This is a genomic window from Kamptonema sp. UHCC 0994, from assembly GCF_029167235.1.
Taxonomy (GTDB): Bacteria; Cyanobacteriota; Cyanobacteriia; order Cyanobacteriales; family Microcoleaceae; genus Kamptonema.
The window spans coordinates 37,498-58,510 of sequence record NZ_JARFTR010000287.1; the positions used below are offsets into that span (position 1 = coordinate 37,498).

A 21,013-nucleotide genomic window follows, 5' to 3' on the forward strand; every position below is an offset into this window, starting at 1 on the left:
AATTATCACAATTGTGTCAGCATGAATAGTAACCAAATTCGGCAACAATTTATTTCCTTCTATGCTACCAGAGGCCATCAGATTTTCCCCAGTGTACCTTTGATTGCAAAACCTCCCAATTTAATGTTGCAAAGTAATCTTTGGACATTACCATTTCATCCTATTTCCTTGGGACAGAAATACTCGCCATTAAGTCATAGTACAATTTTACAAAAGCATATTTCTCCGAATATCACTGTTCTCACACAGCGCCATCCTACCTTTTTTGAGATGCTAGGTAACTGGGGCGATTATTCTAAAGAACAAGCATTAACTTGGGCTTGGGAACTTTGCACTGAAGTTTATCAATTGCCACCATCCCGATTGGTGGTGAGTGTATATCCAAATGATACTGAAACTATTGCTATCTGGCGCGATAAAATCGGCGTACCCGAAAATCGTATTATTATCAGCCGCTGGAATTTTTGGCGAAGTCATCCTCATGGTCACTGCGGTAACTCCACTCGCATTCACTACGATTGTTACCCAGAAAGAGGTGATGAATTAGTGGAAACAGAAGAAGATATTGAATTTAAATCTAAAGATAAAGAATACTACGAGCGCGATGACATACTTCCTTACATTTTACCAGAAGAAGATTTGCGATTTCTGAACTTTTACACTCTGGTTTTTATGGATTGTGAGTACCAGCAGTATGGAAATAAGCGGATTCCTCTCAAGAGGAATTATATTGCGGCTGGGATGGATTTAGAAAAGTTAGCAGCTATTCTGCAACAAGTACCTAGTTTCTATGAAACTGACCTGATATTTCCGATAATTCAAACTGTGGCTCAAGTTGCCGGAATAGATTACTATCATGTAGATAACTTAACTAAACTTTCTTTGAAAGCGATTGCCGATCACGTTCGTGCGGCTGTTCACTTGACTGCTGATTATATTTTCAAACCACCCCAGCGCTGGCCATTGCCTATCCATAAACAAATTAAAATATGGTTGATGCGTTTGGTATTGCACGCACAACTATTAGGCATTGAGGATTCTTTTATTGAGTTGGTGATTGCTAATACTATTACTTTAGGAGAAACTTTTTATCCTCACCTGCGAGAACAGCAGTATGAGATTACTACTTTCCTACAACAACAGGAATCTTACTGTTGGAAACTTCTCGATATTGAGCGAGAAAAAGGCCTCGTTACTGGCTACCTACTCAATCAATTTTTTCAGACCTATAATTGCTCTATAAAAGTAATTAAGGCCTGGGCGACTTATCAAGGATTAAATCTTGATTGGGCAGAATATAATAATATTTTAGGCTCGGAAATTGATTGATTTCATATTTTTTGAGAGTGTAATTATTCATTAAAAATTTGAGTGAAGAATTTTCTGCATTGCTCTAAAATAGCAAATTTATTTTGCCCTTCCTTATCACTGTGAAAAAAACTACTAATTTTCAAGCTCTGTAGTTTCTCGATTTGCTTTGTTAGCAAAATGCAAACCCCTATTTACCAAAGGGCTGACCCCACCATTGCCAGCATTCTTTGTTAAACGGGGAACGCCACTTATAAATTAACTCAGATTCTAACTTCAGCCGTTGTTTGCGATCGCTAGGTGCTCCATACCAAAAAGCAATCCCAACAGCCACATCAAAGGAATAGCGTCGGTGCAGTTCAATGTAGTGCAAAATGTAGCGATGGCAATAGTGATTAACCCACCGTTGTTTAGGCGTGAGTTCCGTTTCTCCAACATACAGCAACAATGGTAAAGTATTGTCAACAACGAAATAGAGGCAAGTGCGATCGCCAGGGTCGGGCAGTTCGAGACAAGAAAGGTTTTGGAATTGCAAGCCGAAGGGCTTTATTTCGTTGGAATCATAAGGGTTAGGAGCAATGTCGAACAGAGTTTTTTGCTCTGGCTGACGAATATTAGCCGATTGTTGATAGTCAAATATCCGTTGCTTCCATTGGAGTAGGGAGTTAGCAGTCATTAGCAATTGAGGCTGAGTGACGTTAGGTTTGGGGTTAAAGTCCGGGAAAAGTTCTAATTGTTTCATTAATTTTAGGAGTTTCTTCACTTGCAGATTACAACTATTTTGTCTTAATTCAAACCTGCTGAGAGTGGTTCAAACAGCCGATCCTTCAGAATACTAGGATCTGATGATGAACTTTGACTCATCTAGTCTTGACCTTCCATCTCCAACTGGTAAATTCGCAAGCTAGGATGTTCGCCCATCAGTCGCCAATAAAACCCAGCAGGAGGTAAGGATGGTCGCTCTCCCAGACGGTACAAGAATATCGGCTCATTTCGCATCAGTGCAGTTAATATTTCCCTTTCTCTATCCTGCCCATCGTTCCAGATGAGATGAGCTTTGCCGAAGTACCCGGCATTAATTAAACTCGAAAACAACCATTCCATCAGGGCTTGCTGTTGTTCATAGGTGAGGGTTGTTTGCCCGTAACTGTCAATTGTTAGTTGTTGGGATTTGGGTTTGAGGGAACTGAGCAAGGCAGTGGCTAGGTTGAGGTATTTTTTCATTAGCAGTAGAACTGAAAGTTTTCAGTATTTACTCCATCACTGCATGAATTAGGGGGTAAATGAGCAGTCGATGCTGATGCTGTTGGCGAAGTCAAAAAATGCTCGTGTTTGGGTAAGTCAATTCAGCGATGAAACGATTGAGAGCTTTTTGAACAGCTTTGTATCCAGGGGCTTGCTTGCCTAATTTCAACTCAAGCAAAATGCGATCTCGCGCAGCGAGCAAGCTTCGCTTATCGCGTAAAAGCTCAAGTTCTACTGTTTGGGAGAAAGCAATTGCTGTTTGTTCACTCAACACAGTATTCTTTTGAGTGAGATTTTGTATTTCCGCTTTGAGTACTTCTATTTCCTCCTCATACCGTGTATTACTCGGCAGAGACTCCATATTTTTCCGTGTATTACTTGGATAGAGGGAATCGTTTCCCCGTGTATTACTTGGAGGAACTGTACTTGGCAGAGCATTTTCGCGAATAATATGCTCTAAATAGTCAGCCCTAGTAAGACCCAAGCATTCAGATCTGATGCCCAAAGCTACCCAAGTGGAATCAGTTAGTCTCAATGAGCGAACTAAACGATAGTCTTCGTTTTTCAGCGCAAACTTTCCCTGGATATCACGTTTCATAATCGCTGATCCATGTATTACACCGTAATTTTAGCTCATAACGTGAGTTCGATGGGCTGGCGATCGCGAAAAAACCAGGGACGATTGGCTAGGCGATCGCTTTTCCGTGAATTGTGACCACCCAAGACGCTTAAAATTTCCATCGAACTCACGTCTCATAAGGTAGCAGAGCCTTTTCCATGTATTACATGGGAAAAGATGATTTTAACAGATATTATTGGTAATTTGGATTGAAAGCTCTTGCTTCAAACTGGCTCTGGAGCTAGAGCGGCAAATCGAGCAATTCTGGTTTTCGCGTGGGTTCGACCATGTAACCAAGCAACCATCCGCACCACATTGAGAGCCACAGCAGTCAACAAGTGCTGGAGTCGGACTTTAACCAAACCAATGTAGCGAGCTTGTCGCAGCCCCAAAGTTGCAATTCCTTGAGATAGCGTTCCCTCAACTCCCGCTCTGGTGTCATAGAGTTTTTGCCAGTCAGTGGAAAGCTGTTGTTGTCGCACGGTTTGCAGTGCCTGGTATTCAGCTTTTGGACGCAGTGTCAGTTCTCTTGGCTCAGTTTTCGAGCGGGTGCATAAAGCACGGGCGTTGCAAAGTCGGCAAGTTTTGCGAGGAAATCTCACGTTAATTACTGCATTGCCCCATTTGTCCTGAGTCGGAACCCAGTTTTTGGTACTTTTTTTACCTTGGGGACAAGTCACCCGTTTTGTATTCCAGTTCACTGTGAACTGGCTGATGTCATAACCACCAGGTGTTTTAGCTTGCCAACTAACATTGGGGCGAACAGGCCCAACTAAATCTATTCCATAACGCTTATGGCTGGTGACGATCAGATTACTATCGACATAGCCAGCATCAACAATGTGTTGACTGGGAAGCAGGTCTTTGGCGGCCAATGCCTCGTGGATAAGTGCAGTCTGGGTAACATCTGAAACTTGAGCTTGAGTGGTAATAGCATGAGTGATTAAATGGACTTGGTTCCGATCGCAAGTTTCGGTTAGATGCACTTTATACCCAGTCCAAGTCACACTGCGTTTGTTACCAAAGCGAGCATCGATGTCATAAGGAGAGTCAAAACGACTACCACAAGGAGCTAAGTCGCTGGCAGCCCGCAATCTTACTTGCTCATTCTCCACATAATATTGATGTATCCAAGTCAGTCGCAAAATTTCGACGGCTGGCACAAGCCTGAGCCAATTTGGGACATCTTCTGCCCACACAGCTATCAGTAATTGCATACCATCTGTGCCAATTATCTCGGCATATTCCTTACGAGCAGCAATGCCTTTGGGTAGGCGATACTCTTCTATGGCACGACCGTAGCGTTCAAACCATTCCTCTGGCACCCATGAACGTAACCAGTCTGGCGCAACTGTAGCTAGGTCATTGAGGGCTGCACGTAGGGTTTCACCTACCCCTTCTAGTCGGTTCAAGTTGCGAATAGCAGCCAGCACATGGGTAGAATCTGTGCGCTGTTTTCCTCTTTCTTTGAGCCATCCGCGTTCTTTGAATTGCTTCAGTAAAGTGTCTAGCAGTTGTTGCTCTGCACCACCAGTTATCAATCGGGTGCGAAATTCACATAATACAGAGAAGTCAAACCCTGGGTCAGTCAATTCCAACCCCAAAACATATTTCCAATCAATCCTACTACGGACAGCTTCAGCAGCTTGTCGATCTGGCAAATCCTCAATAAATTGCAGCACACAGATTAACGCCAGTCGCCAAGGTGTAACTGTTGGTTGACCATGAGTGGGATACAAGGCGGTAAAGTCACTGTCACTGTAAAGTGTGCCAATTTCATCTCGCAGTGTCAGATAAAGGTTCCCTTTTGGGAAAGCAGCACGGGCGACACGAACTGTTTCCTCTGGCACAGGACTGATGGGTTGTGGTTTTAGTGACATATCCCTAACTCTCCTGGGTATATATAGTACCAATTTTAGAGTGACACTCTACGGAATTCCTGTCTACTTTTGACTTCGCCAACAGCATCGACTGCTCATTTCACCCCGTACAACCGCACTGTGGCTGAAGTCCTCTTTGATACACCCAACGGCGAACAATCGGTGCAGGAGGAAATGCTCAAAGCTGGATTCGCTTACCATTACAAGCAATTCAGCGGCAACTGCCACAATGCTGATGTGTTCGACACCGCAGAGGATATCGGGCGATCGCAAAAGCTGGGAGTGTGGCGACTTCCTGGTGGCGGTCAGCGTCCTTGGGATTATCGAAAGCAGAACAGGAGCTGATGTACGCGGGCGCAGCGGTATACACCAAAGTTATCGGGAGCGATCGAATACTAAGGGAGCGCGACAACTTCTTAATGGTGATGAAAAACCGTGAAATTATCCTAAACCAAAACGTTAATTGGGGTTGCGGAATTGTTGTTTTGCCCAGTCAAACAGTTCGTCGTAGCTGGAATAAGCGCACAGTATCCGCGAACAATCGCCTTTTTTGCTTGCGGCGATAACTTTGCCGTTTCTATCTCTCAGGTTCCTACGATCGCATACCACAAACTCAGCATCAGGCACAAACTTGCTAAATGTTGTGGAATCAAAGATTTAATTGAGCGCTTGGCAATTTTTTGAGTCACAAATATTGTAACTAATAATGATACAATCAAAGTTAAACCTTGCAAGAAACTAATCACAGATGGATCGCCAATAAAACTCGGTAAATCGTCTCTAATTTGTCCGAAAGTGGCAAAAATTACGGGAATCACTCGACCGCCTTCCTGCAAACCCAATCGCCAATAGTGAGCCAAACTACCGCCCCAGACTAAGGGTAAATAACCGTAGGCGAGAGAGACAAATGAGAGGGGTTTGTAGGTTGAAAATGGCATGGTTTCTGCTTGTCCCAATCGATAAATTGCCTGCATGATTGTGTAGGCAATTAGGGGAATCATCGGCGGGATAATTAATACTGCGATCGACAGTCCTAAATGAGGTAAAAATTGCTCTAAATTGATGCCCAGCCCCAACCAACTATTTATCTCCGGCAAGCGATGCAGATAAATACCGCCTAATAATAGAAATAACAGGGCAACTTCATAACTGTGAGGAACGTGGGTAGTCCATAATTCGATGCCGGGAGGGCGCAGATTTAATTCTACCGATCGATGCGGACAAGCTTTCAAGCAAGTCATGCACAACACGCAATCTTTATTATCGGTTAATTGGGCGGGATGGGAATAAATCGGACAGCCATTAGTAGTTAATCCTTCCCCCAAGCCGGGGCCGCCTTTGTAACATTGGTACGTGCTGCATTCCGCCGCGCAGGTTCCTTGTTGGGCGCGAAGTTCGATAATTGAGAGTTTAGCAAATAATCCATTCATTCCCCCGATCGGGCATAAATAACGACACCAAAATCGCCTCTCGAAGATTAGGGAAAAAATTACCGCTCCGGCGGTGATGAGCAACAACAAACAACTGGATAAATAGGCGGTATTTTCTAAATTCCACAACTCTTCCCACAGAAATATCAGGGTAAATAGTCCAAAGAGAAACCAACCGCCCCATTTTTCGGCTTGTTGGCGCGGCCATTTATTGAGAGTTCGAGGAAAAATTTTCAGAGATAGTTTTTGGACGATTTCCCCATAAATCATAAAAGGGCAAAAAGCACACCACAATCGCCCGATGATGGGGAATAATAATAAAATTAACGGCCACCACCACGCCCAAAAGATATTTAGGGCAAAATTATGTTGTCGATCTTGGGGAGCAACAAACAGGATAATTACCACCAATGCAAACACCCAGGTGGTAAACCAATAATTTACGCGTTCGGGATACCAATCGCTCCGTAAAAATTGCCGAAATTTTGGATAAATATTTAATAAATTCAGCCGAAACTTTTGTTTCTTCGCTGCCTGGGCCCAAAACACTTCTTCCGTTAATACCTGACTCCCCTGTGCTTGAACTAAGGCGCGATCGACCATTCCCTGCAATTCCTGCAAATTACCTGGAAAATCGTAGGCTTGTAAGCGGCGAATTGCTTCCGGTGTAACTTGGGGCTTGACTAATTTCTTTTTGCGACCAATGATATTGAGATAATAGTTGACTTGTGCCTCTAAATCTGTTTTTCGCACCCGCAAGGATGGGACTTTAATCTTGTGTTGTGTCAGCTTATCTAGCTTGGGCTGCACAATTTCTGAGATTAAAATTATCCGGGCATTACTAGAACGCGGTGGTCGCGGTATTTGTCCTTCCTTGACAACTGGCGTATAGGTTCCCTCGGTTAATAATTGCTGAATTTTGGGGCATAATTGAGCGGGTAATTCTTGCACGTCATTTAAAATTAACGTCCCTTCTCCCAACCATTCCAACAGCCCCGGTTTGCCGCCCAACCGCCCGAATAATTCCGCTCCATTGCTCTGAAGTAAAGCACTTTTAATCTGAATAATTGGCTCGTTGCGGCGATGGGAACCGAAATGAATTAAAGCAGCTAAATTATCCTTTTCTAAACCAGGTTCGCCAGAAATTAATACCGATCGGCTGTCACTTGATGCCGTGCGAATTTGTTGGCGCAATTTCACTGCATAACGACTATTGCCAATGACTCCCCGTCTCGCCCTAGGTACTAGATAGCTGCGGAGGGCATTTTGACGCTCTCGTTCGTAGGCAATTTCTGCTTCTAGCTGCTCTAATTTCGCTGCCAAACGTTGAGCGTAGGCTTCGGCGATCCGTGGATATCTTTCTAGCAAACCACGCCAGCGATCGGCACTAATTACCCAAAATTGACACTCTGTCCGAGCAATAATTCGACTATCCGCAGGTTGCGATCGTTGAAGAGCCGATAAATTCACGATCGCCCCCGGCAACAAACTACTCGCCCACATTAATTCCGGTGGTTTGCGGCGGTAGCGATCGGCTTGTCCCCGTTCTAAAATATAGAGATTAGTGACAGGCGTATCTTCAATTACCACTCGAAATCCGGCGGGAAAAGTTACCATTTCCATTTCACGCGCGATCGCCTGTAAAATCTCGCGGGATAATATACCTAATTCGGTACTTTTTTCAAGCCAGTTAACTAATGTTTCGGTAGACATCGCGCTTCGTCGGCGAAAGCCGAATCGTGGTAGTTGGTGTAGAATCTATTATATTCAAAAACTCGACAACCATATTTTACGATTTTACTAGCTTTTTTATTTTAACCCTTTTTTGACATACATATTCGCACTCATTGAGATGCACCCGGTGGGACTAACAAAAAAAAAGACGCTACTCAGCAGTCAAGCGGCAACCATTGGTAACAAGTTAGAAGGGAGTAGATTTTGTCAATACGCCTTTGTGTAGAAATATAATTGAATAATAATGATAATCAAATAACGGGTAAGGGTGGGAGAGTCCGCCGCTCGGCGGACTCTCCCACCCGATCGCGATTATCATTATTAATAAGTTGTTGGCTCGATTGGCGTTGCACCGCGATCGATAATAGTGGCGGGCGATCGAGTGTCAATTTACGTAAAAATTTAGTTATTAAATTGATGGATTGGCAGGCAGAGCAAGCACAATAGCACCTAATAAAATCAGGAATTATTACGGTCATTGTTCAAGACCAAGGCTCTATTCATACAAGCAAGATTGTTAAAAAACGTCATAATTATTGGGAAAGTAAAGGCTTATATTATTTAAATTGCCCTCCTATTGTTCGGAAATGAAAAGGTTGTCAGCCACTTTCACCTCCGATTTGGCTTCAGGAGAAACCTATTAACAAGGTTAATTCCCCATCCGATAAACCTGTTAACAACTTAAATTCACCACCCAAACCATTGCCTTTTGCTGACGATCTACTCAATAAACTACGATAATAGTTCCTTCTAAATTGGCTTGTTCTAGATTAGCTCCGTTGAGGTTTGCTTGAGTTAAATCGGCATCGACCAAATTTGCCTGAGATAGATCCGCTACAGTGAGATCCGCACCGGTCAAATCGGCTTGTTCCAAATTGGCTGCTGTTAAATTAGCTTCGCTTAGATTCGCCTCATTCAAATTTGCCTGAATCATTTTTGCAACGGTTAATTCCGACTGACTCAAATCGGCATTATCTAAAATTGCCCCCTCTAAAACAGCACCTTCTAAAATTGCACCGCTCAGGTTAGCACCGATCAAGTTAGCATCAGTTAAATCGGCTCCATTTAAATCTGCTCCGCTCAAACTAGCAGCGCTTAAATTGGCACCATTTAAATTCGCTCCATCCAGGATGGCATTATCTAAAATTGCACCGCTAAGATTGGCTCCTGCTAATTCAGCTTCGCTCAAATCCACCGCAGTAAAATCTCTCACACCTGCGGCATACTGCTTTATCAGTTCCTCGCTTTCCACAGACGAACGCCTCCTGCTTTCCTAGTTGCGATCAACTTGTTGCGATCAAGCTATAAATCAATAAAAATGTTAAAATTATTTTGATTTTATCAATTAAAACACTCTTTTTGTTCGAGGGTCTTCTATCGCAAGTAGTAATTTTTAAAATAAATTTTATCACTTTAAGCCTATTGCTCAAGATAGAGTTTTAATGAATTGTTACCAATGAATTATTACCAATGTAGGCTCAGAAATAGCGAAGCTGTTATCAACCGCAAAGTAAAAAGCTAAACTCTTATCTGATAAGTGTTTCAAGCTTAGCGTACAATTTTCCCATTTGGGTACTGTGAGGGCTACCTCATTAGGGGAGTGGGGCATCTCGAAAAACCCCTGTTCCTCTCTACAATGCGGACAAGTAACGATCGCATCTTCGGCAACTCTAAACTCTTCTGCTTCAATTCCGCAGAGCGATCTGTCCATTATCCAGAAATGTTTGAGGCTATCTCCCTTTAAGTGAACAACTCCTGTGAAAATTAGGTCAGTTGCTTTTTCCCACATAATTTTTGAGACAATGGTTTTGATATAGATTTTGCCACAGTTTTTGACAGTATTTAGGATTTGGGTAGTTTGAGTCTGTTACAAAAACGGTTAATTAAGAATATCATTAATATGTGAGAGTTTCTGCTGTAAAGCTTGGCGCAATTGTACAAGTTGTTCTGAGTTAGCAGAAGCCATCACCGTTGGTGATAATTTTTCTACATCTCTGAGAAGGGCTGTTACTTGTTTGGATTCCGTCGATTCCTTGGATTTATCTGATTTGAGGTATTTAGCCTTGATTTGCCCCACCAACTCGCGAGTCTTCGCTACCGTCAAATCTTGCTCAATCACTTGGTTAGTCGCTTCAATCCTTTCCTTCGTGGCCTGACGCTCTGAAGTTTTTAAAGTCTTCGCAGATAAAACCGTCAGCGCCAAAGCGTGTGCTCCTTTTAGACCTTGCTCTCGAATTGCTGCTTTTAAATCCTTGGGCATAGACAACATCGGCATCAAGTTAGCCTTTACCGAAGCCGGATTTAAAGCTAAATCCAATAAAGCTAACAACAATTTTTCCTCTGTTTCACTGACTCCCAACCGTTTCACTCCCTGCTGCTGTTCCTCTGTCGCAGCCGTTACTAGGGCAGTCAGTTGATTAGCCAGCCCTGAGCGCTCCAAACGGCGCAACACTGTTGAGAGCACTGTAGGAATTTCTTCATTCTCAATTCCCGTGTTCGTAGCAATTTCTTTGACAATTGCCTCAGCTTTGTCTAAGGAGTTAAGGTCTTCATGGTGGATGAAAGTTAATAATGCTTTGCGGTGCAAATCCGATGGCATGGGCGCACTAACAGCCCGCAGCGTTTTCCAGCCTAAGATTTTGGCTGCTTCAAAGCGGCGCTGTCCGTCCCAGAGGAGATAGCGATCGCCCTGGGCAATAACTATCACTGGTGCAATTTGCCCGTCTTTTTCCATACTGTGCGCCAAAGTTTGGATGCTTTCTTGGGTAATGGTTTGTCGAGGTTGATAGGGATTTGGGTCAATCTGCTCTACGGCAATCTCTTGTTCGCCCGACTGTGCTAAAAGCTGCTCTCGCAAAGTGGCGATTTGTTGCTCCAATTCTGGAGACTGAGCCTCACGCAGCTTCTCTACTTCTGCTTGCAATTCGGCAATGCGATCTGCTTGTTCGGTTGCTTGATAAGCACCGGAGAAGCGATCGCCAATTTTAGGAAGATTTGCCATTATGCTTTTCCTTCCTGAGCTAACGCAACAATATCATTGACAATGGTTTTGAAATCCTTACAAGCTGGGTGAGCTGGGCGATATTTGGATAAAGGCAAGCCGTTGGCGCTGCAATTTTTGAACTCGGCTGAATCTCGAATTTGTGGGTACAATTTCACCTTTAACTTGGCTGCAATTTCAGGGAGTTCTTGTAAATATTGTCGGTGAATAGCACGGCTCTTATCATACAAGCTAGGAACAAGCCCAAGAATAGGCGGACGCGGTTCCAGCATCAAATCTTCAGCCGTGCCGATTAACCACTGCACTAAGTCTGCTACCCCAGACACGGATTTCATCTCTAGTTGGATGGGTACTAACAATCCTGTGCTGGCGGCGATCGCATTCTCGCAGATGATGCCTAGCGTCGCGGGGCAATCCAAAATTACTAGGTCATGAGGCAGAGGATACGCTTTCAATCGGTCTGCTAAAACATACTCTCCACGTCTGCGAATCACTAGGTCGCTGGCTAGTTGTGCCATGCTTGGATGCCCTTGGCACACTTCGATACTGGGATTATCCCAAACTGATACCAGCGGCCACTTGCCATCAAAGTCTTTAGCAAGCACTTGAACGATGCTATTTTCCGTGTTGGCAGCAGGCAAGCCACAAAATACATCTAACGAGCGCTGTGGATCTAAATCCAAAATGGCTACTTTCACCCCTCGCTGGCTGACTTCTTGAGCTAAATGCACTGCTAGCGTGGTCTTGCCTACGCCTCCTGCATTTGCTAATATTCCTATAACAACTTTCTGTTTACGCATATTCATTCAATGACTGTCGGATTTCAATATACGACGAACATAGGTATCTCAACAAAAACGCTGGTATATTGACTGTCGAATTTTAATATACGACAAACGAGGTTATTTCAACAAGAGCCTGACACATTGACTGTCGGATTTTGATATGCGACAAGAGGAAGGCTAAGGCGAATTATTGGTGAGTGCCGATGAAGCTAGCGTTTTATTGCACTAACGAGCCTTACATAAGTATTTTAAGTAATTCAGCAACATTATCTCATCTCAGTTCTCGGCTCAATGCCATAATGACAGACAAGAAATGAGCAAGGGAGCGGAAAGGATGAGGAAGAATTATCAATGGGGAGCGATCGCTTTGATTGCAGGGGTTTTGAGCGGGTGTCTCCCTCAGATAGCTCCGCCGCCTTTACCACCATCCCCACCCCCTCAAGTTGCACCACAAAAACCCGCAGCCGCCGCGACGAATAACCCTAACTTGCTCCTGGGCAATCCCAGTAATGCCGCTCCTAATATTGCAAGCAGCGCTAACAATTACCTGATGGTGAAACCTCAGTACACCATGAGCTACAACAACAAAACTCACACTGCCAACTGGGTTTCGTGGCAACTCAATAAATCATGGATTGGGCCGGCTGACAGAAAAAATGACTTTCGGCCCGATGACTCCCTCCCCGCTGGTTGGTACAAAGTCCGACCTGGTGACTACATGGGCAGCGGTTACGACAGAGGCCACGTTGCCCCTTCTGCTGATCGCACTCGCAATGAAGCCGACAACTCAGCCACCTTCTTAATGACCAACATGATGCCGCAAGTTCCAGAACTCAATCGCGTTGTCTGGGGTGATTTAGAGGATTACTGCCGTCAATTGGTCAGTCAAGGCAAAGAGCTTTACATCATCGCCGGGCCAGTTGGTAGTAAGGGCGCGATCGGCAAAAAGGAAAAGATTAACGTGCCGGCAAAAACTTGGAAAATCATTGTAGTGCTGGATAGACAAGGCTTAGGGGTGCAGGGAGTTACAGCAGGCACAAGAGCGATCGCGGTGGAGATGCCCAACGATGCCAGCGTTAAGGGCAAGGGCTGGAAAAGTTTTAGGGTGTCAGTGAAACAGGTTGAGAAAGATACAGGACTAAATTTCCTCTCAAATGTGCCGCCAGCAATTCAGCAAGTGATTGAAAGCAAGGTTGATAGTCAGTGAACGAGTCTCCACTACAAGTTACTCGCTTTCGCTACAGACAAACTTTTGAATTCACTGTCACAGAATGACTGCCCAGATTTCCTAAAAGCTTTACAGGGCAAAGCAAATCAAGGTTAGTTAATGTCAGGAAGGTTTCGCCACCAGCAAAATGCAATTTTGAAATACTTTTGCTATGAAGTTTTAAAAAACCAAGTTTGGTGGTGGCAAAAAAATAGAAATACTAACAAGATTAAATAAGCGATTCCCTCACCAGGAACCTGTGCAATCCAAGAAAGGCGAGAATACTGGCGATGACCAGCGCAGTGGAAGGCTACTCTCTACCCGATAGCCACGATCGAGGTGGAAGCGAAACAATCGCTCTGCTCCCTCGTAATCATTAATTTGAGGCCCTTCCCAAATCACTTCGGCTGTGCCTGTGAGATAGAGCGGGTTGCCTCGATCGAAATCCACAAAGAGTAGTCCTGCATTGGGATTCAACTCTAGGTTGCCAAAGGTATTAAACTGACAATTACCAGAGAAGTCAGGAACGGTTAGCGTACAGTCATCATCGAGCCGCACAAAGCCTGGTTTGCCGCCGCGATGAGAAACATCCACCCCGCTAGCAATGCCTGCCGATGTATTTTGATAAGCGGTGGCAATGAAGAAGGTATCAGCGGCAGCAATCGTGGCACGTTCTTCCGATCCAAGCATTTGGAATTGATGGATCGATTGCGGCGTTGCTGAATCTTGTTCAATTAGCTCAAACATCCGAGTTTGAATATATTTGGGACAGTTGCCAAAGCTTTGTCCCACTTGCACTTCAAAGCGATCCGAGTCAATTGCTGTGACAGTACCGTTCACACGATTGCGACGGCGGGTATGGAGCTCAATTCCAAGCAAGCCGATATCGATGCCATCGGCAAGATTATTTGTGAAAGGATCGCCAAAGAGGGGTTTAGCAGCAATCTGTAATATCTGATCGTCGGGCGTTGATAAAAATCCCGGTTTCCCTACCAGAATGGAAGCCCAGGGGCTGCCTGTCACATCCACCGTGCCCACGATTATGTAAGGAAGTTGGGGGAAGAACTGCCGAAACTGATCGGGCAGGTATTCCCGAATCATTTGTCGTCCTTGCCTATCCATCTTCGCCTGCGTACCCATTCGCCCTTGAATTGCTAGTTCACCCGCATGAAACGGCGATTCGGTTCTTGTCCAGCCTGGGATTGCCATGTGTTACCTCTGTTTTTAAGCTATGTTGGTTCACCTACAGTCCTGGCATTGGGATATAGCCGGGGAGTTGTTTGATGCGATCGATCCAGGTCAGGACGTTGGGATAGGGTGCGAGGTCGATCTTGCCATCGTTCGCCAGAGCAACGTAGGGAAATACTGCGATATCAGCAATCGTGGGGCGCTCGAATTCTAACCAGTTGCGCGTACTCAAATGTCGCTCTAATTGAGTCAGGATATTCTCTGCTTGCTGGTGCGCCCGTTCGATATTGATACTGGTAGCCCCAAACAAATAATAAAGTCGGGCATTTTCGGGGCCTTGGCGAATTTCTCCAGCAGTTGTCGATAGCCAGCGAACAACTTGAGCCAACGGGAGCGCATCCAACGGCAGCCAACTATCGCTGCCATACTGCCGTGCCAAGTACACTAAAATAGCTTGAGCATCAGCTAGTTTGGTATCGCCATCAATCAACAAAGGAACCTGTCCGAATGGGTTAAGTGCCAAATATTCCTGCGATTTATGTTCGCCTTTCATTAAGTTTACTTTTACCCATTCATATTCAATGTTTAACAGTTCCAGCAATAGTCTTGGTTTGTAACTGTTACCAGACATTTCGTGACCGTAAAGCTTAATCATGATGTTTCTCCTTTTGAGTAAACAGGATTGATTTAGGGCTGCCACATTCCCTAATTCATATATTCAGACTTACGCCATGTAGCCATCATAGTTTGATACCGTTCACAAAAGCCGTGAGAATTACAGCCCTGATAGACATGGAAAGTTAATGCGGAATTGGCAATCGCGCTAATCTTTCGGCTGTTCCTGCACGAACTGCTGCACTGGATTCAGTTCCAACATCCCGCGCTCTATTCTCTCTAGTAATTCCGATTGCGACAAGTTCATGGATTTAGCGATCGCATCCAATCCCGCTCCACTGTACCAGGCCCACTATGATTGTTAAAATCGGTTGCGGTGTAGCCAGGGTCAACTACGTTTACCTTATACTGCGTATCATGTAGTTCGTATTCTAAACCAATACTTTTATTGGCTCCGGTGATTAGTGCTTTTTTCATAATATGATATTTTGCTAGGTTGAAATATTTCATCAATGTGGGAATTAGCGACTAGAATTCAACAATTATTGCATTTCGCTATTGACGGGGATTGACCGAAGTTTTTACATCGATCGGTACAACCAAAGGTCTTTTGCTATTAACACCCTCAATTCGATAATGGACAGTGCTAGTTCGCGATGGACAACAAAGGGCATCTTGTCTGGAATAACGGGCAAATTGAGCGCTCAGCTCCGCAGAACTTTTGATATCAGTTTGAAACAATGAGCCATCGCTTCTAGCATTCATCAAATTGGGGGAAGTGGTTCCAGCAAACACGCCGTTTACGAACACAAATTCTTGATAGCCAACAGGTCGGCACATTCCATCAAAACCAGTCTGTCCTTTGATAAGCGATACGCCACCCCTGTTTTTCCCCTCACCGCGTACATTGTACAAAGTCCAACCTGCTGATTGTACTGTTCGTTCTTCTGGAGCGGCAGCATTGCGGATTTGTTGCTGGCAGCGGGTGTCTTGGGCAGAAGTATTGTTAGGAGCTTTGGGAACGGCGGCTCCGGGTTTGTTCCAATTCGTCAGAGGTTTTTGTTCCAACCACGAACTGTTAGATCGTTGACCCAAAACAGTTGTAGCAACGGCTAATGGAGCAAGTGCAAGCACTAAACCAATTGGATAAAGTATTTGAGTTTTCATCTCATTATTTTGCAGTTTAAGCAGCGGTTTCTAAATTGACTATGAACAAAATTACCCAAGGTTGCCGTACCAAGGGCTGTCCTCAGTTTATCAAATTAGTGGCGGCACTATAAAATCTGATTGAAAAGCGCTACAAAAGGTTGCTGTCGCAGCAGAAGTCTATTGCGAACAGTTCTGGTTAGCCTGAAAATGACCCGCAAAGTATTGAGGAGAGAACAGGCGATCGCTTAACCAAGCAATACAGCAAGCGACCGCTTTTTGGGTTAGCAACCAAATTCAACCTTTCATGTATACTTTTAGTTAGTTGGGATGAAAGATATTGTTTGTCAATCGCACGTTCGGAGCTTTCCCGGTTAAAGAGCTGTTTTAAAAGTTATCAACCAAACAATCGAATTAACAGCCAACAAAAAGGTATAAAAAATATAGATTGATGGAGCGCAGAGGGCTCTCCATAAAGAAGGCATTTTCAGTGTTTTTAACGAGCCGAGTGGGTGAACCAGGCCTGACGGTATAGAACGGCTATTAAAACTTTCATCTAAAGCGCTTTCATTATTCAAGAATTCGGTAAGGGCATGGGTTCTTTGCATATAATAAAGTTGCACCTTCCAGTAGGTAGCTTCTAAGAACCAAAAACCAAAGATTATAATGTATCCCAGCGGAACCAACGCATCTATTTTGCTGGCAAACGCCCAACCGATCAGCGCTACCCAAATGGTAATTGCCGCAGTTTTTAATTGCTGCAAAATTGTACTGAAGTTAGCTATTTTTTTCTCTAGTTCCTCTGCCCCTTTTTGCAGCATTGCTAGCTGAAATTCAAATCGATCCATGTTTGTTATTGTTGATGTGCAGCAAGTCTAGTTTTCATATAGCCTAAGTTTCCACCAGCTTCGTCACTAGCCCCGCCCAATCTCCAGCGGGAGTAACGCCAATAATGTAAGCATCAATATCGCGATCGCCTACTTTCCACACTTGAATCTGTGAGAGGTTCTGTTTCAACACGCTAACTAATTGCCGGAACCGCTGCACAGTTTCTTTCTCCTCATCATCGTGCCAGTTTTCTTCTTGAGTGGCGATCGCAAAGAATTTGTCAATGTCCACCACCTGCACGGGGGCGTTAGGCGGATGTCCTGTCAGTTGTAAAAGTTGCGCCGGGGTGAGAGGTTGTCCCTCTGCTTTCCAGCGAACAACCTCAAAGGGCGCGTCAGATTCACTGAGAAAAAGCAGACCTTCGGAAGCTTGGGTTAGTTGGGCGGTGATGATGGAGTCAGTCATGTGTCTCAATTGTCAGGCTTATGATAGCTTAATCCTTTTCACTTGCTAGAATTATTCAGATCCCATAAAAATTTAGGTATTCTATAGCTTTTGTTCAAGTTGAGATTTAAGCCGAAGCACTATGTTTTCATAGCGATCGCAGGCATTCTGCTGGGCATGGCTGGGGCAACCGCTTACGATGTCTACCGCAAGCGAGAGGGTTGGTGCGTGAGGGCGCGACCTGATGGGAACCTCTACACTCGATACGGAAGAGAGTGCGAACTCCCTTCTTCCCCCTAAGCACGAGCGCTTTCCTTCTTTTCAAACAGATTTTAAGATCGCGTATAGGATGATAATAATGCGGCTTGTCACTTCCCTTCACTCCCAAGCATTTTGTAGTTCTAAGCCTATTCAGGAAATTGCTTTTAGTCAATACTCTTTTCCTTACTATAACCAAGTTCGCCAGAGTCTTGAAAAATCTCTCCAAGATTATCCAGTATTACCCTTGAGAAAAGCTAAAATTTCTGATTATCTCAGAGTTCATACCCATGAATATCTCCGAAAACTTGCCCTAAAAGCTCTTGGTAAACCTTTGGACAAAATTAGCTTATCCTTACCAGAATTAAGCATTGAGTGTCAAGGCTTAGAATACTGTTTACCAGGTTATTTATATGGTTTAGGAGGAATGCTGGAAGCGATTGACCAAATGAAACAAGGGCTCGTAGAACGTGCTTACTGTTTTAGTATGGTTGGACATCATGCTCACAGTAACTGGGGGCATGGCTATTGTCTCCTCAATCCTCTTGCTGCTGCGGCTCGATATGCTCAGCTTCAGGGATTTGAAAAGGTTCTGATTATTGATTGGGATATTCATCATGGTGACGGAACTCAGGAAATTTTTAGCAACGATTTCAGTGTCTATTGCATTAGTATTCATAGTGCCGTGGATCTCTACATGGCTAAAGCCTCAGACTTGAAAGCTGGAACTACAGATGCGGCTGTTGCGGTTGGACACTGTAACATTCCTATTATGACTAAATCTTTTCCAGTTGAAGTTTTGCAAGAGGAGGGTATAACTGGGAAGTTCTACTCTGGAGATGAAAGTATTGATGCTTTTCAGCAAGCTTTAGAAAATGTGCCGTGGCGACCTAATCTAGTCGCTATTTTTTCGGGTTATGATTCGCATAAAGATGATTGTGGAGAACGTACAACAGGCTGGACAAATGATGACTTCTGTAAACTAACTGAAATTGCTTTAGATTTTGCCAAAAGATATGGATGCCCAGTGCTCTCTTCTCATGGAGGTGGCTATAGACTGCCAGTAACAGTGTCAGCAGCAAACGCTCATGTCAGGACTTTAGCAACATATATTTAAGATTCTGCTGCTTTGCTCTTTCTGCTAAAAGTTAAATGCCCCCATTTTTAATTTGGCATTTTTAATTCCTAAGAGCGATCGCCACCTTTCATCGCAGCGTATCAATAATTCGTGCGCCAAGCTTTTGACAAGACAAGCTCCAAGCAAGATTCTAGCTTAGAAGATTTCCATGAGATACAAAAATCTCTCGACCAACAGCGGTGGTTGCTCATTATTGATGAAAGCCACGAATTTAGGAATCGCTTCAAGCAAGACCTTTTTAATATGAAAAAGCAACCTTCAGAGCGGCAAGCTTTTATTCGCCTGCGGGAGTTCTGTAAAAAAGGAAAAGAAAATCTTAAGGTTTTACTGTTAACTGGTTCTCCTTATGCTAGGGATATTGAGAATATTAACAACCAATTATTTCTGCTGCCTCACACCGCTGAAAGTCATGCCTTATTACCGGATTATGTCGATGATGCGAGGGCTTGGAAGGTCACGAACGCTTCGGAGTTCGTCCAGCTCCCCGTAGCCAGCCAGCTTACCACTCCTCACGTTGCTAAATATTACGGTCAGCAAGAAGGGCAAGATATTTATATAAAATTTGGGGAAAACAGCCGCTACATTCCCAAAGTAAAGTTACACACTATAATATTCCCTCTTATTTTTGATACAGAACTCACGGACGCTATTCTTAACGGCTGCTTTGACGTAAATTCCCGGAACCCTATGTTTCGAGAAGTATTTAAACGAGCTGTAAAAATTGCGTGGGCTAGCTCTCCTCTCTCTCTTCAAGGAGTATTAGAAAGGGTGAGCGATACGCCGGGAGGAAGCAACGCTTATGAGTTAGATAAACTTCAATTTACTTGGAGTCGGCAACAACGGCAGTCGGTGCTGAAGCCGCTGATCGACCAGTTAAAAAAATTCGATGAAAGTTCTGACGTAAAACTGCAAGCTTTATCTAGCATTATTCAAAAAGCTCAAACTAATTCTCAAAAGATTATTATTTTTTGCGAACGCCATGCCACCGTTGTCTACCTCCGTAATTCCTTAAAAAAACTGCTTCCTTCTTTGCAAATAACCGCAACTATCGAGTCTAACAATGATTCTCAAAAACTTGAGATGAAAGAGACAAAAGAAATAGAAAAGTTAATTAAGCAATTTGCTCCAATTGCCAACGCAGCGGAGGGAGAATATGAAGAAACTTACGACGTTTTTATCTCGACAGATGCTCATGGTGTTGGTGTCAATATGCAAGATGCCTCAATTGCGATCAATTATGATATTGATTGGACTCCGATTGGGCCGACGCAAAGAGCAGGTCGAATTTTACGGTTTTGGCATTTGCCCCGTACTATTGAAGTTTATGCTTTTGTTCCGACTTTAACTTCACAAACAAATCTTCAGTATGATTTAGTTGAAATTCAGAAAAGATGGAAAAATTTAATGGTTCGCCATCAAGAATCAAGCAAGCTGATTGATTTGCCCGTTTTAACAATTGACCCTACTCAAGAAATTAATTTAACTGAAATGGCTTCTAGAACTACCATTCAATCTGGTGAACTAAACTTGGAAGCCTTGGCGGATGCCGATATTTCTCCTTACTATCAACATACTGCTCAACTGCAACTTAACCGCAGGTACGCTGAAGGTATTGCCGATGATATAGTCAGCGCTAAAACTTATTCAGGAGAAACCCATTCTGTTTATATCCTGCTTTTACACAACAAAGAGTATTATGGAGTTTTTTACAATCCCCTTAAACTAGAATTACGTGAGCCAAACATTGTTAATATTTTAGATGTAATTGCCTGTCATGAGGAAACTGAAATTGCTAATGTCGATTACGATGAAGTTGAGAAATTGAGCCATTCTTGTATCCAAGCTTGGTGTGAAAAACACAATGCAAAATGGGAAGATGTCGAACGGATTTGTGTACTGTACCTCAAGCCAGAAAAAGTAGGAGATGATTTGGCAGATTTATTTACTTAATTTTTCTGGATTCAGCCTCCGGCACATTGTGATAAAATGGAGTTTCGATCTAACAGTGCTGAGAGTGCAGTGGTGGTGTAAGCATTGGCAACAAGCAGGGTACAAGCCTCTCAGATTCTGGTCGCGGTGTATATTTTCTCGTTTATGCACGGTGATGCCTAAAGTAATAATGCTGCGATACCACGAATATGACCCCATGCCCGCTCAAACTTGAATGCCCTCTTACTCCATGCCCAA

Annotated in this window: 22 protein-coding genes; 6 read left to right on the top strand and 16 right to left on the bottom strand. The window is 43.8% G+C overall.

Annotated features, from left to right (window positions below; translation table 11 throughout):
- Positions 1–21: 21 nt before the first annotated feature.
- Positions 22–1,329 (top strand): alanine--tRNA ligase-related protein, encoded by a 1,308-nt coding sequence (locus PY364_RS25295; protein WP_275570467.1) that lies wholly within the window; start codon positions 22–24, stop codon positions 1,327–1,329.
- 169 nt (positions 1,330–1,498) lie between these two features.
- On the opposite strand, the gene PY364_RS25300 is transcribed toward PY364_RS25295, so the two are convergent.
- From PY364_RS25300 to PY364_RS25315, 4 genes are all read right to left on the bottom strand, one after another.
- Positions 1,499–2,050 (bottom strand): hypothetical protein, encoded by a 552-nt coding sequence (locus PY364_RS25300; RefSeq protein ID WP_275570468.1) that lies wholly within the window; start codon positions 2,048–2,050, stop codon positions 1,499–1,501.
- A gap of 122 nt (positions 2,051–2,172) precedes the next feature.
- Positions 2,173–2,532, bottom strand: a complete 360-nt coding sequence (locus PY364_RS25305) for a hypothetical protein (RefSeq protein ID WP_275570469.1) — start codon at positions 2,530–2,532, stop codon at positions 2,173–2,175.
- Between the two features lie 91 nt (positions 2,533–2,623).
- Entirely contained in the window at positions 2,624–3,151 is a 528-nt protein-coding gene (locus PY364_RS25310) for a hypothetical protein (RefSeq protein ID WP_275570470.1), read from the bottom strand.
- Positions 3,152–3,396: 245 nt separating this feature from the next.
- Entirely contained in the window at positions 3,397–5,052 is a 1,656-nt protein-coding gene (locus PY364_RS25315) for an IS1182 family transposase (protein ID WP_275570471.1), read from the bottom strand.
- A gap of 69 nt (positions 5,053–5,121) precedes the next feature.
- Between PY364_RS25315 and PY364_RS25320 the strand changes: the two genes are divergently transcribed.
- A complete protein-coding gene (locus tag PY364_RS25320; RefSeq protein WP_275570472.1) occupies positions 5,122–5,397 on the top strand; it encodes a thermonuclease family protein in 276 nt (91 codons plus the stop codon).
- A 239-nt stretch (positions 5,398–5,636) separates the two neighbouring features.
- Here PY364_RS25320 and PY364_RS25325 read toward each other — a convergent pair whose 3' ends face one another.
- From PY364_RS25325 to PY364_RS25350, 6 genes are all read right to left on the bottom strand, one after another.
- Complete coding sequence (locus PY364_RS25325) at positions 5,637–8,195, bottom strand: sigma 54-interacting transcriptional regulator (protein ID WP_275570473.1); 2,559 nt, start codon at positions 8,193–8,195, stop codon at positions 5,637–5,639.
- A gap of 272 nt (positions 8,196–8,467) precedes the next feature.
- Entirely contained in the window at positions 8,468–8,695 is a 228-nt protein-coding gene (locus PY364_RS25330) for a hypothetical protein (RefSeq protein ID WP_275570474.1), read from the bottom strand.
- Positions 8,696–8,940: 245 nt separating this feature from the next.
- On the bottom strand, positions 8,941–9,468 hold the full coding sequence (locus PY364_RS25335) for a pentapeptide repeat-containing protein (protein WP_275570475.1): 528 nt from the start codon (positions 9,466–9,468) through the stop codon (positions 8,941–8,943).
- 198 nt (positions 9,469–9,666) lie between these two features.
- The gene (locus PY364_RS25340) at positions 9,667–10,005 is read right to left on the bottom strand and encodes a hypothetical protein (RefSeq protein ID WP_275570476.1); all 339 of its coding nucleotides are present in this window, start codon (positions 10,003–10,005) and stop codon (positions 9,667–9,669) included.
- Positions 10,006–10,095: 90 nt separating this feature from the next.
- On the bottom strand, positions 10,096–11,217 hold the full coding sequence (locus PY364_RS25345) for a ParB/RepB/Spo0J family partition protein (protein WP_275570477.1): 1,122 nt from the start codon (positions 11,215–11,217) through the stop codon (positions 10,096–10,098).
- On the bottom strand, positions 11,217–12,023 hold the full coding sequence (locus tag PY364_RS25350) for a ParA family protein (protein WP_275570478.1): 807 nt from the start codon (positions 12,021–12,023) through the stop codon (positions 11,217–11,219). The genes PY364_RS25345 and PY364_RS25350 overlap by 1 nt, the downstream gene beginning before the upstream one ends.
- 313 nt (positions 12,024–12,336) lie before the next feature.
- Between PY364_RS25350 and PY364_RS25355 the strand changes: the two genes are divergently transcribed.
- Positions 12,337–13,209 (top strand): DNA/RNA non-specific endonuclease, encoded by an 873-nt coding sequence (locus PY364_RS25355; RefSeq protein ID WP_275570479.1) that lies wholly within the window; start codon positions 12,337–12,339, stop codon positions 13,207–13,209.
- 246 nt (positions 13,210–13,455) lie between these two features.
- Here PY364_RS25355 and PY364_RS25360 read toward each other — a convergent pair whose 3' ends face one another.
- From PY364_RS25360 to PY364_RS25385, 6 genes are all read right to left on the bottom strand, one after another.
- Positions 13,456–14,418, bottom strand: a complete 963-nt coding sequence (locus PY364_RS25360) for a pyridoxamine 5'-phosphate oxidase family protein (protein ID WP_275570480.1) — start codon at positions 14,416–14,418, stop codon at positions 13,456–13,458.
- Between the two features lie 34 nt (positions 14,419–14,452).
- Complete coding sequence (locus PY364_RS25365) at positions 14,453–15,052, bottom strand: glutathione S-transferase (protein ID WP_275570481.1); 600 nt, start codon at positions 15,050–15,052, stop codon at positions 14,453–14,455.
- A gap of 263 nt (positions 15,053–15,315) precedes the next feature.
- Entirely contained in the window at positions 15,316–15,489 is a 174-nt protein-coding gene (locus PY364_RS25370) for a hypothetical protein (RefSeq protein WP_275570482.1), read from the bottom strand.
- 78 nt (positions 15,490–15,567) lie between these two features.
- Positions 15,568–16,179, bottom strand: coding sequence for an LppP/LprE family lipoprotein (locus PY364_RS25375; RefSeq protein WP_275570483.1), 612 nt, complete (start codon positions 16,177–16,179; stop codon positions 15,568–15,570).
- Positions 16,180–16,532: 353 nt separating this feature from the next.
- The gene (locus tag PY364_RS25380) at positions 16,533–17,006 is read right to left on the bottom strand and encodes a hypothetical protein (RefSeq protein ID WP_275570484.1); all 474 of its coding nucleotides are present in this window, start codon (positions 17,004–17,006) and stop codon (positions 16,533–16,535) included.
- Positions 17,007–17,049: 43 nt separating this feature from the next.
- Positions 17,050–17,451, bottom strand: a complete 402-nt coding sequence (locus tag PY364_RS25385; RefSeq protein ID WP_275570485.1) for a nuclease A inhibitor family protein — start codon at positions 17,449–17,451, stop codon at positions 17,050–17,052.
- A gap of 90 nt (positions 17,452–17,541) precedes the next feature.
- Between PY364_RS25385 and PY364_RS25390 the strand changes: the two genes are divergently transcribed.
- The 3 genes from PY364_RS25390 (at position 17,542) to PY364_RS25400 (ending at position 20,776) form a co-directional block, all read left to right on the top strand.
- Positions 17,542–17,730, top strand: a complete 189-nt coding sequence (locus PY364_RS25390) for a hypothetical protein (protein WP_275570486.1) — start codon at positions 17,542–17,544, stop codon at positions 17,728–17,730.
- Between the two features lie 58 nt (positions 17,731–17,788).
- A complete protein-coding gene (locus PY364_RS25395) occupies positions 17,789–18,805 on the top strand; it encodes a histone deacetylase (protein ID WP_275570487.1) in 1,017 nt (338 codons plus the stop codon).
- A 111-nt stretch (positions 18,806–18,916) separates the two neighbouring features.
- A complete protein-coding gene (locus tag PY364_RS25400; protein WP_275570488.1) occupies positions 18,917–20,776 on the top strand; it encodes a C-terminal helicase domain-containing protein in 1,860 nt (619 codons plus the stop codon).
- Positions 20,777–21,013: the final 237 nt, after the last annotated feature.

Excerpts from the sequence above, each read along its gene's own strand:
- PY364_RS25295 (WP_275570467.1), top strand. The coding sequence starts at position 22 with ATGAATAGTAACCAAATTCGGCAACAATTTATTTCCTTCTATGCTACC.
- PY364_RS25300 (WP_275570468.1), bottom strand. The coding sequence starts at position 2,050 with ATGAAACAATTAGAACTTTTCCCGGACTTTAACCCCAAACCTAACGTC.
- PY364_RS25305 (WP_275570469.1), bottom strand. The coding sequence starts at position 2,532 with ATGAAAAAATACCTCAACCTAGCCACTGCCTTGCTCAGTTCCCTCAAA.
- PY364_RS25310 (WP_275570470.1), bottom strand. The coding sequence starts at position 3,151 with ATGAAACGTGATATCCAGGGAAAGTTTGCGCTGAAAAACGAAGACTAT.
- PY364_RS25315 (WP_275570471.1), bottom strand. The coding sequence starts at position 5,052 with ATGTCACTAAAACCACAACCCATCAGTCCTGTGCCAGAGGAAACAGTT.
- PY364_RS25325 (WP_275570473.1), bottom strand. The coding sequence starts at position 8,195 with ATGTCTACCGAAACATTAGTTAACTGGCTTGAAAAAAGTACCGAATTA.
- PY364_RS25330 (WP_275570474.1), bottom strand. The coding sequence starts at position 8,695 with ATGACCGTAATAATTCCTGATTTTATTAGGTGCTATTGTGCTTGCTCT.
- PY364_RS25340 (WP_275570476.1), bottom strand. The coding sequence starts at position 10,005 with ATGTGGGAAAAAGCAACTGACCTAATTTTCACAGGAGTTGTTCACTTA.
- PY364_RS25345 (WP_275570477.1), bottom strand. The coding sequence starts at position 11,217 with ATGGCAAATCTTCCTAAAATTGGCGATCGCTTCTCCGGTGCTTATCAA.
- PY364_RS25350 (WP_275570478.1), bottom strand. The coding sequence starts at position 12,023 with ATGAATATGCGTAAACAGAAAGTTGTTATAGGAATATTAGCAAATGCA.
- PY364_RS25355 (WP_275570479.1), top strand. The coding sequence starts at position 12,337 with ATGAGGAAGAATTATCAATGGGGAGCGATCGCTTTGATTGCAGGGGTT.
- PY364_RS25360 (WP_275570480.1), bottom strand. The coding sequence starts at position 14,418 with ATGGCAATCCCAGGCTGGACAAGAACCGAATCGCCGTTTCATGCGGGT.
- PY364_RS25365 (WP_275570481.1), bottom strand. The coding sequence starts at position 15,052 with ATGATTAAGCTTTACGGTCACGAAATGTCTGGTAACAGTTACAAACCA.
- PY364_RS25370 (WP_275570482.1), bottom strand. The coding sequence starts at position 15,489 with ATGAAAAAAGCACTAATCACCGGAGCCAATAAAAGTATTGGTTTAGAA.
- PY364_RS25375 (WP_275570483.1), bottom strand. The coding sequence starts at position 16,179 with ATGAAAACTCAAATACTTTATCCAATTGGTTTAGTGCTTGCACTTGCT.
- PY364_RS25380 (WP_275570484.1), bottom strand. The coding sequence starts at position 17,006 with ATGGATCGATTTGAATTTCAGCTAGCAATGCTGCAAAAAGGGGCAGAG.
- PY364_RS25385 (WP_275570485.1), bottom strand. The coding sequence starts at position 17,451 with ATGACTGACTCCATCATCACCGCCCAACTAACCCAAGCTTCCGAAGGT.
- PY364_RS25395 (WP_275570487.1), top strand. The coding sequence starts at position 17,789 with ATGCGGCTTGTCACTTCCCTTCACTCCCAAGCATTTTGTAGTTCTAAG.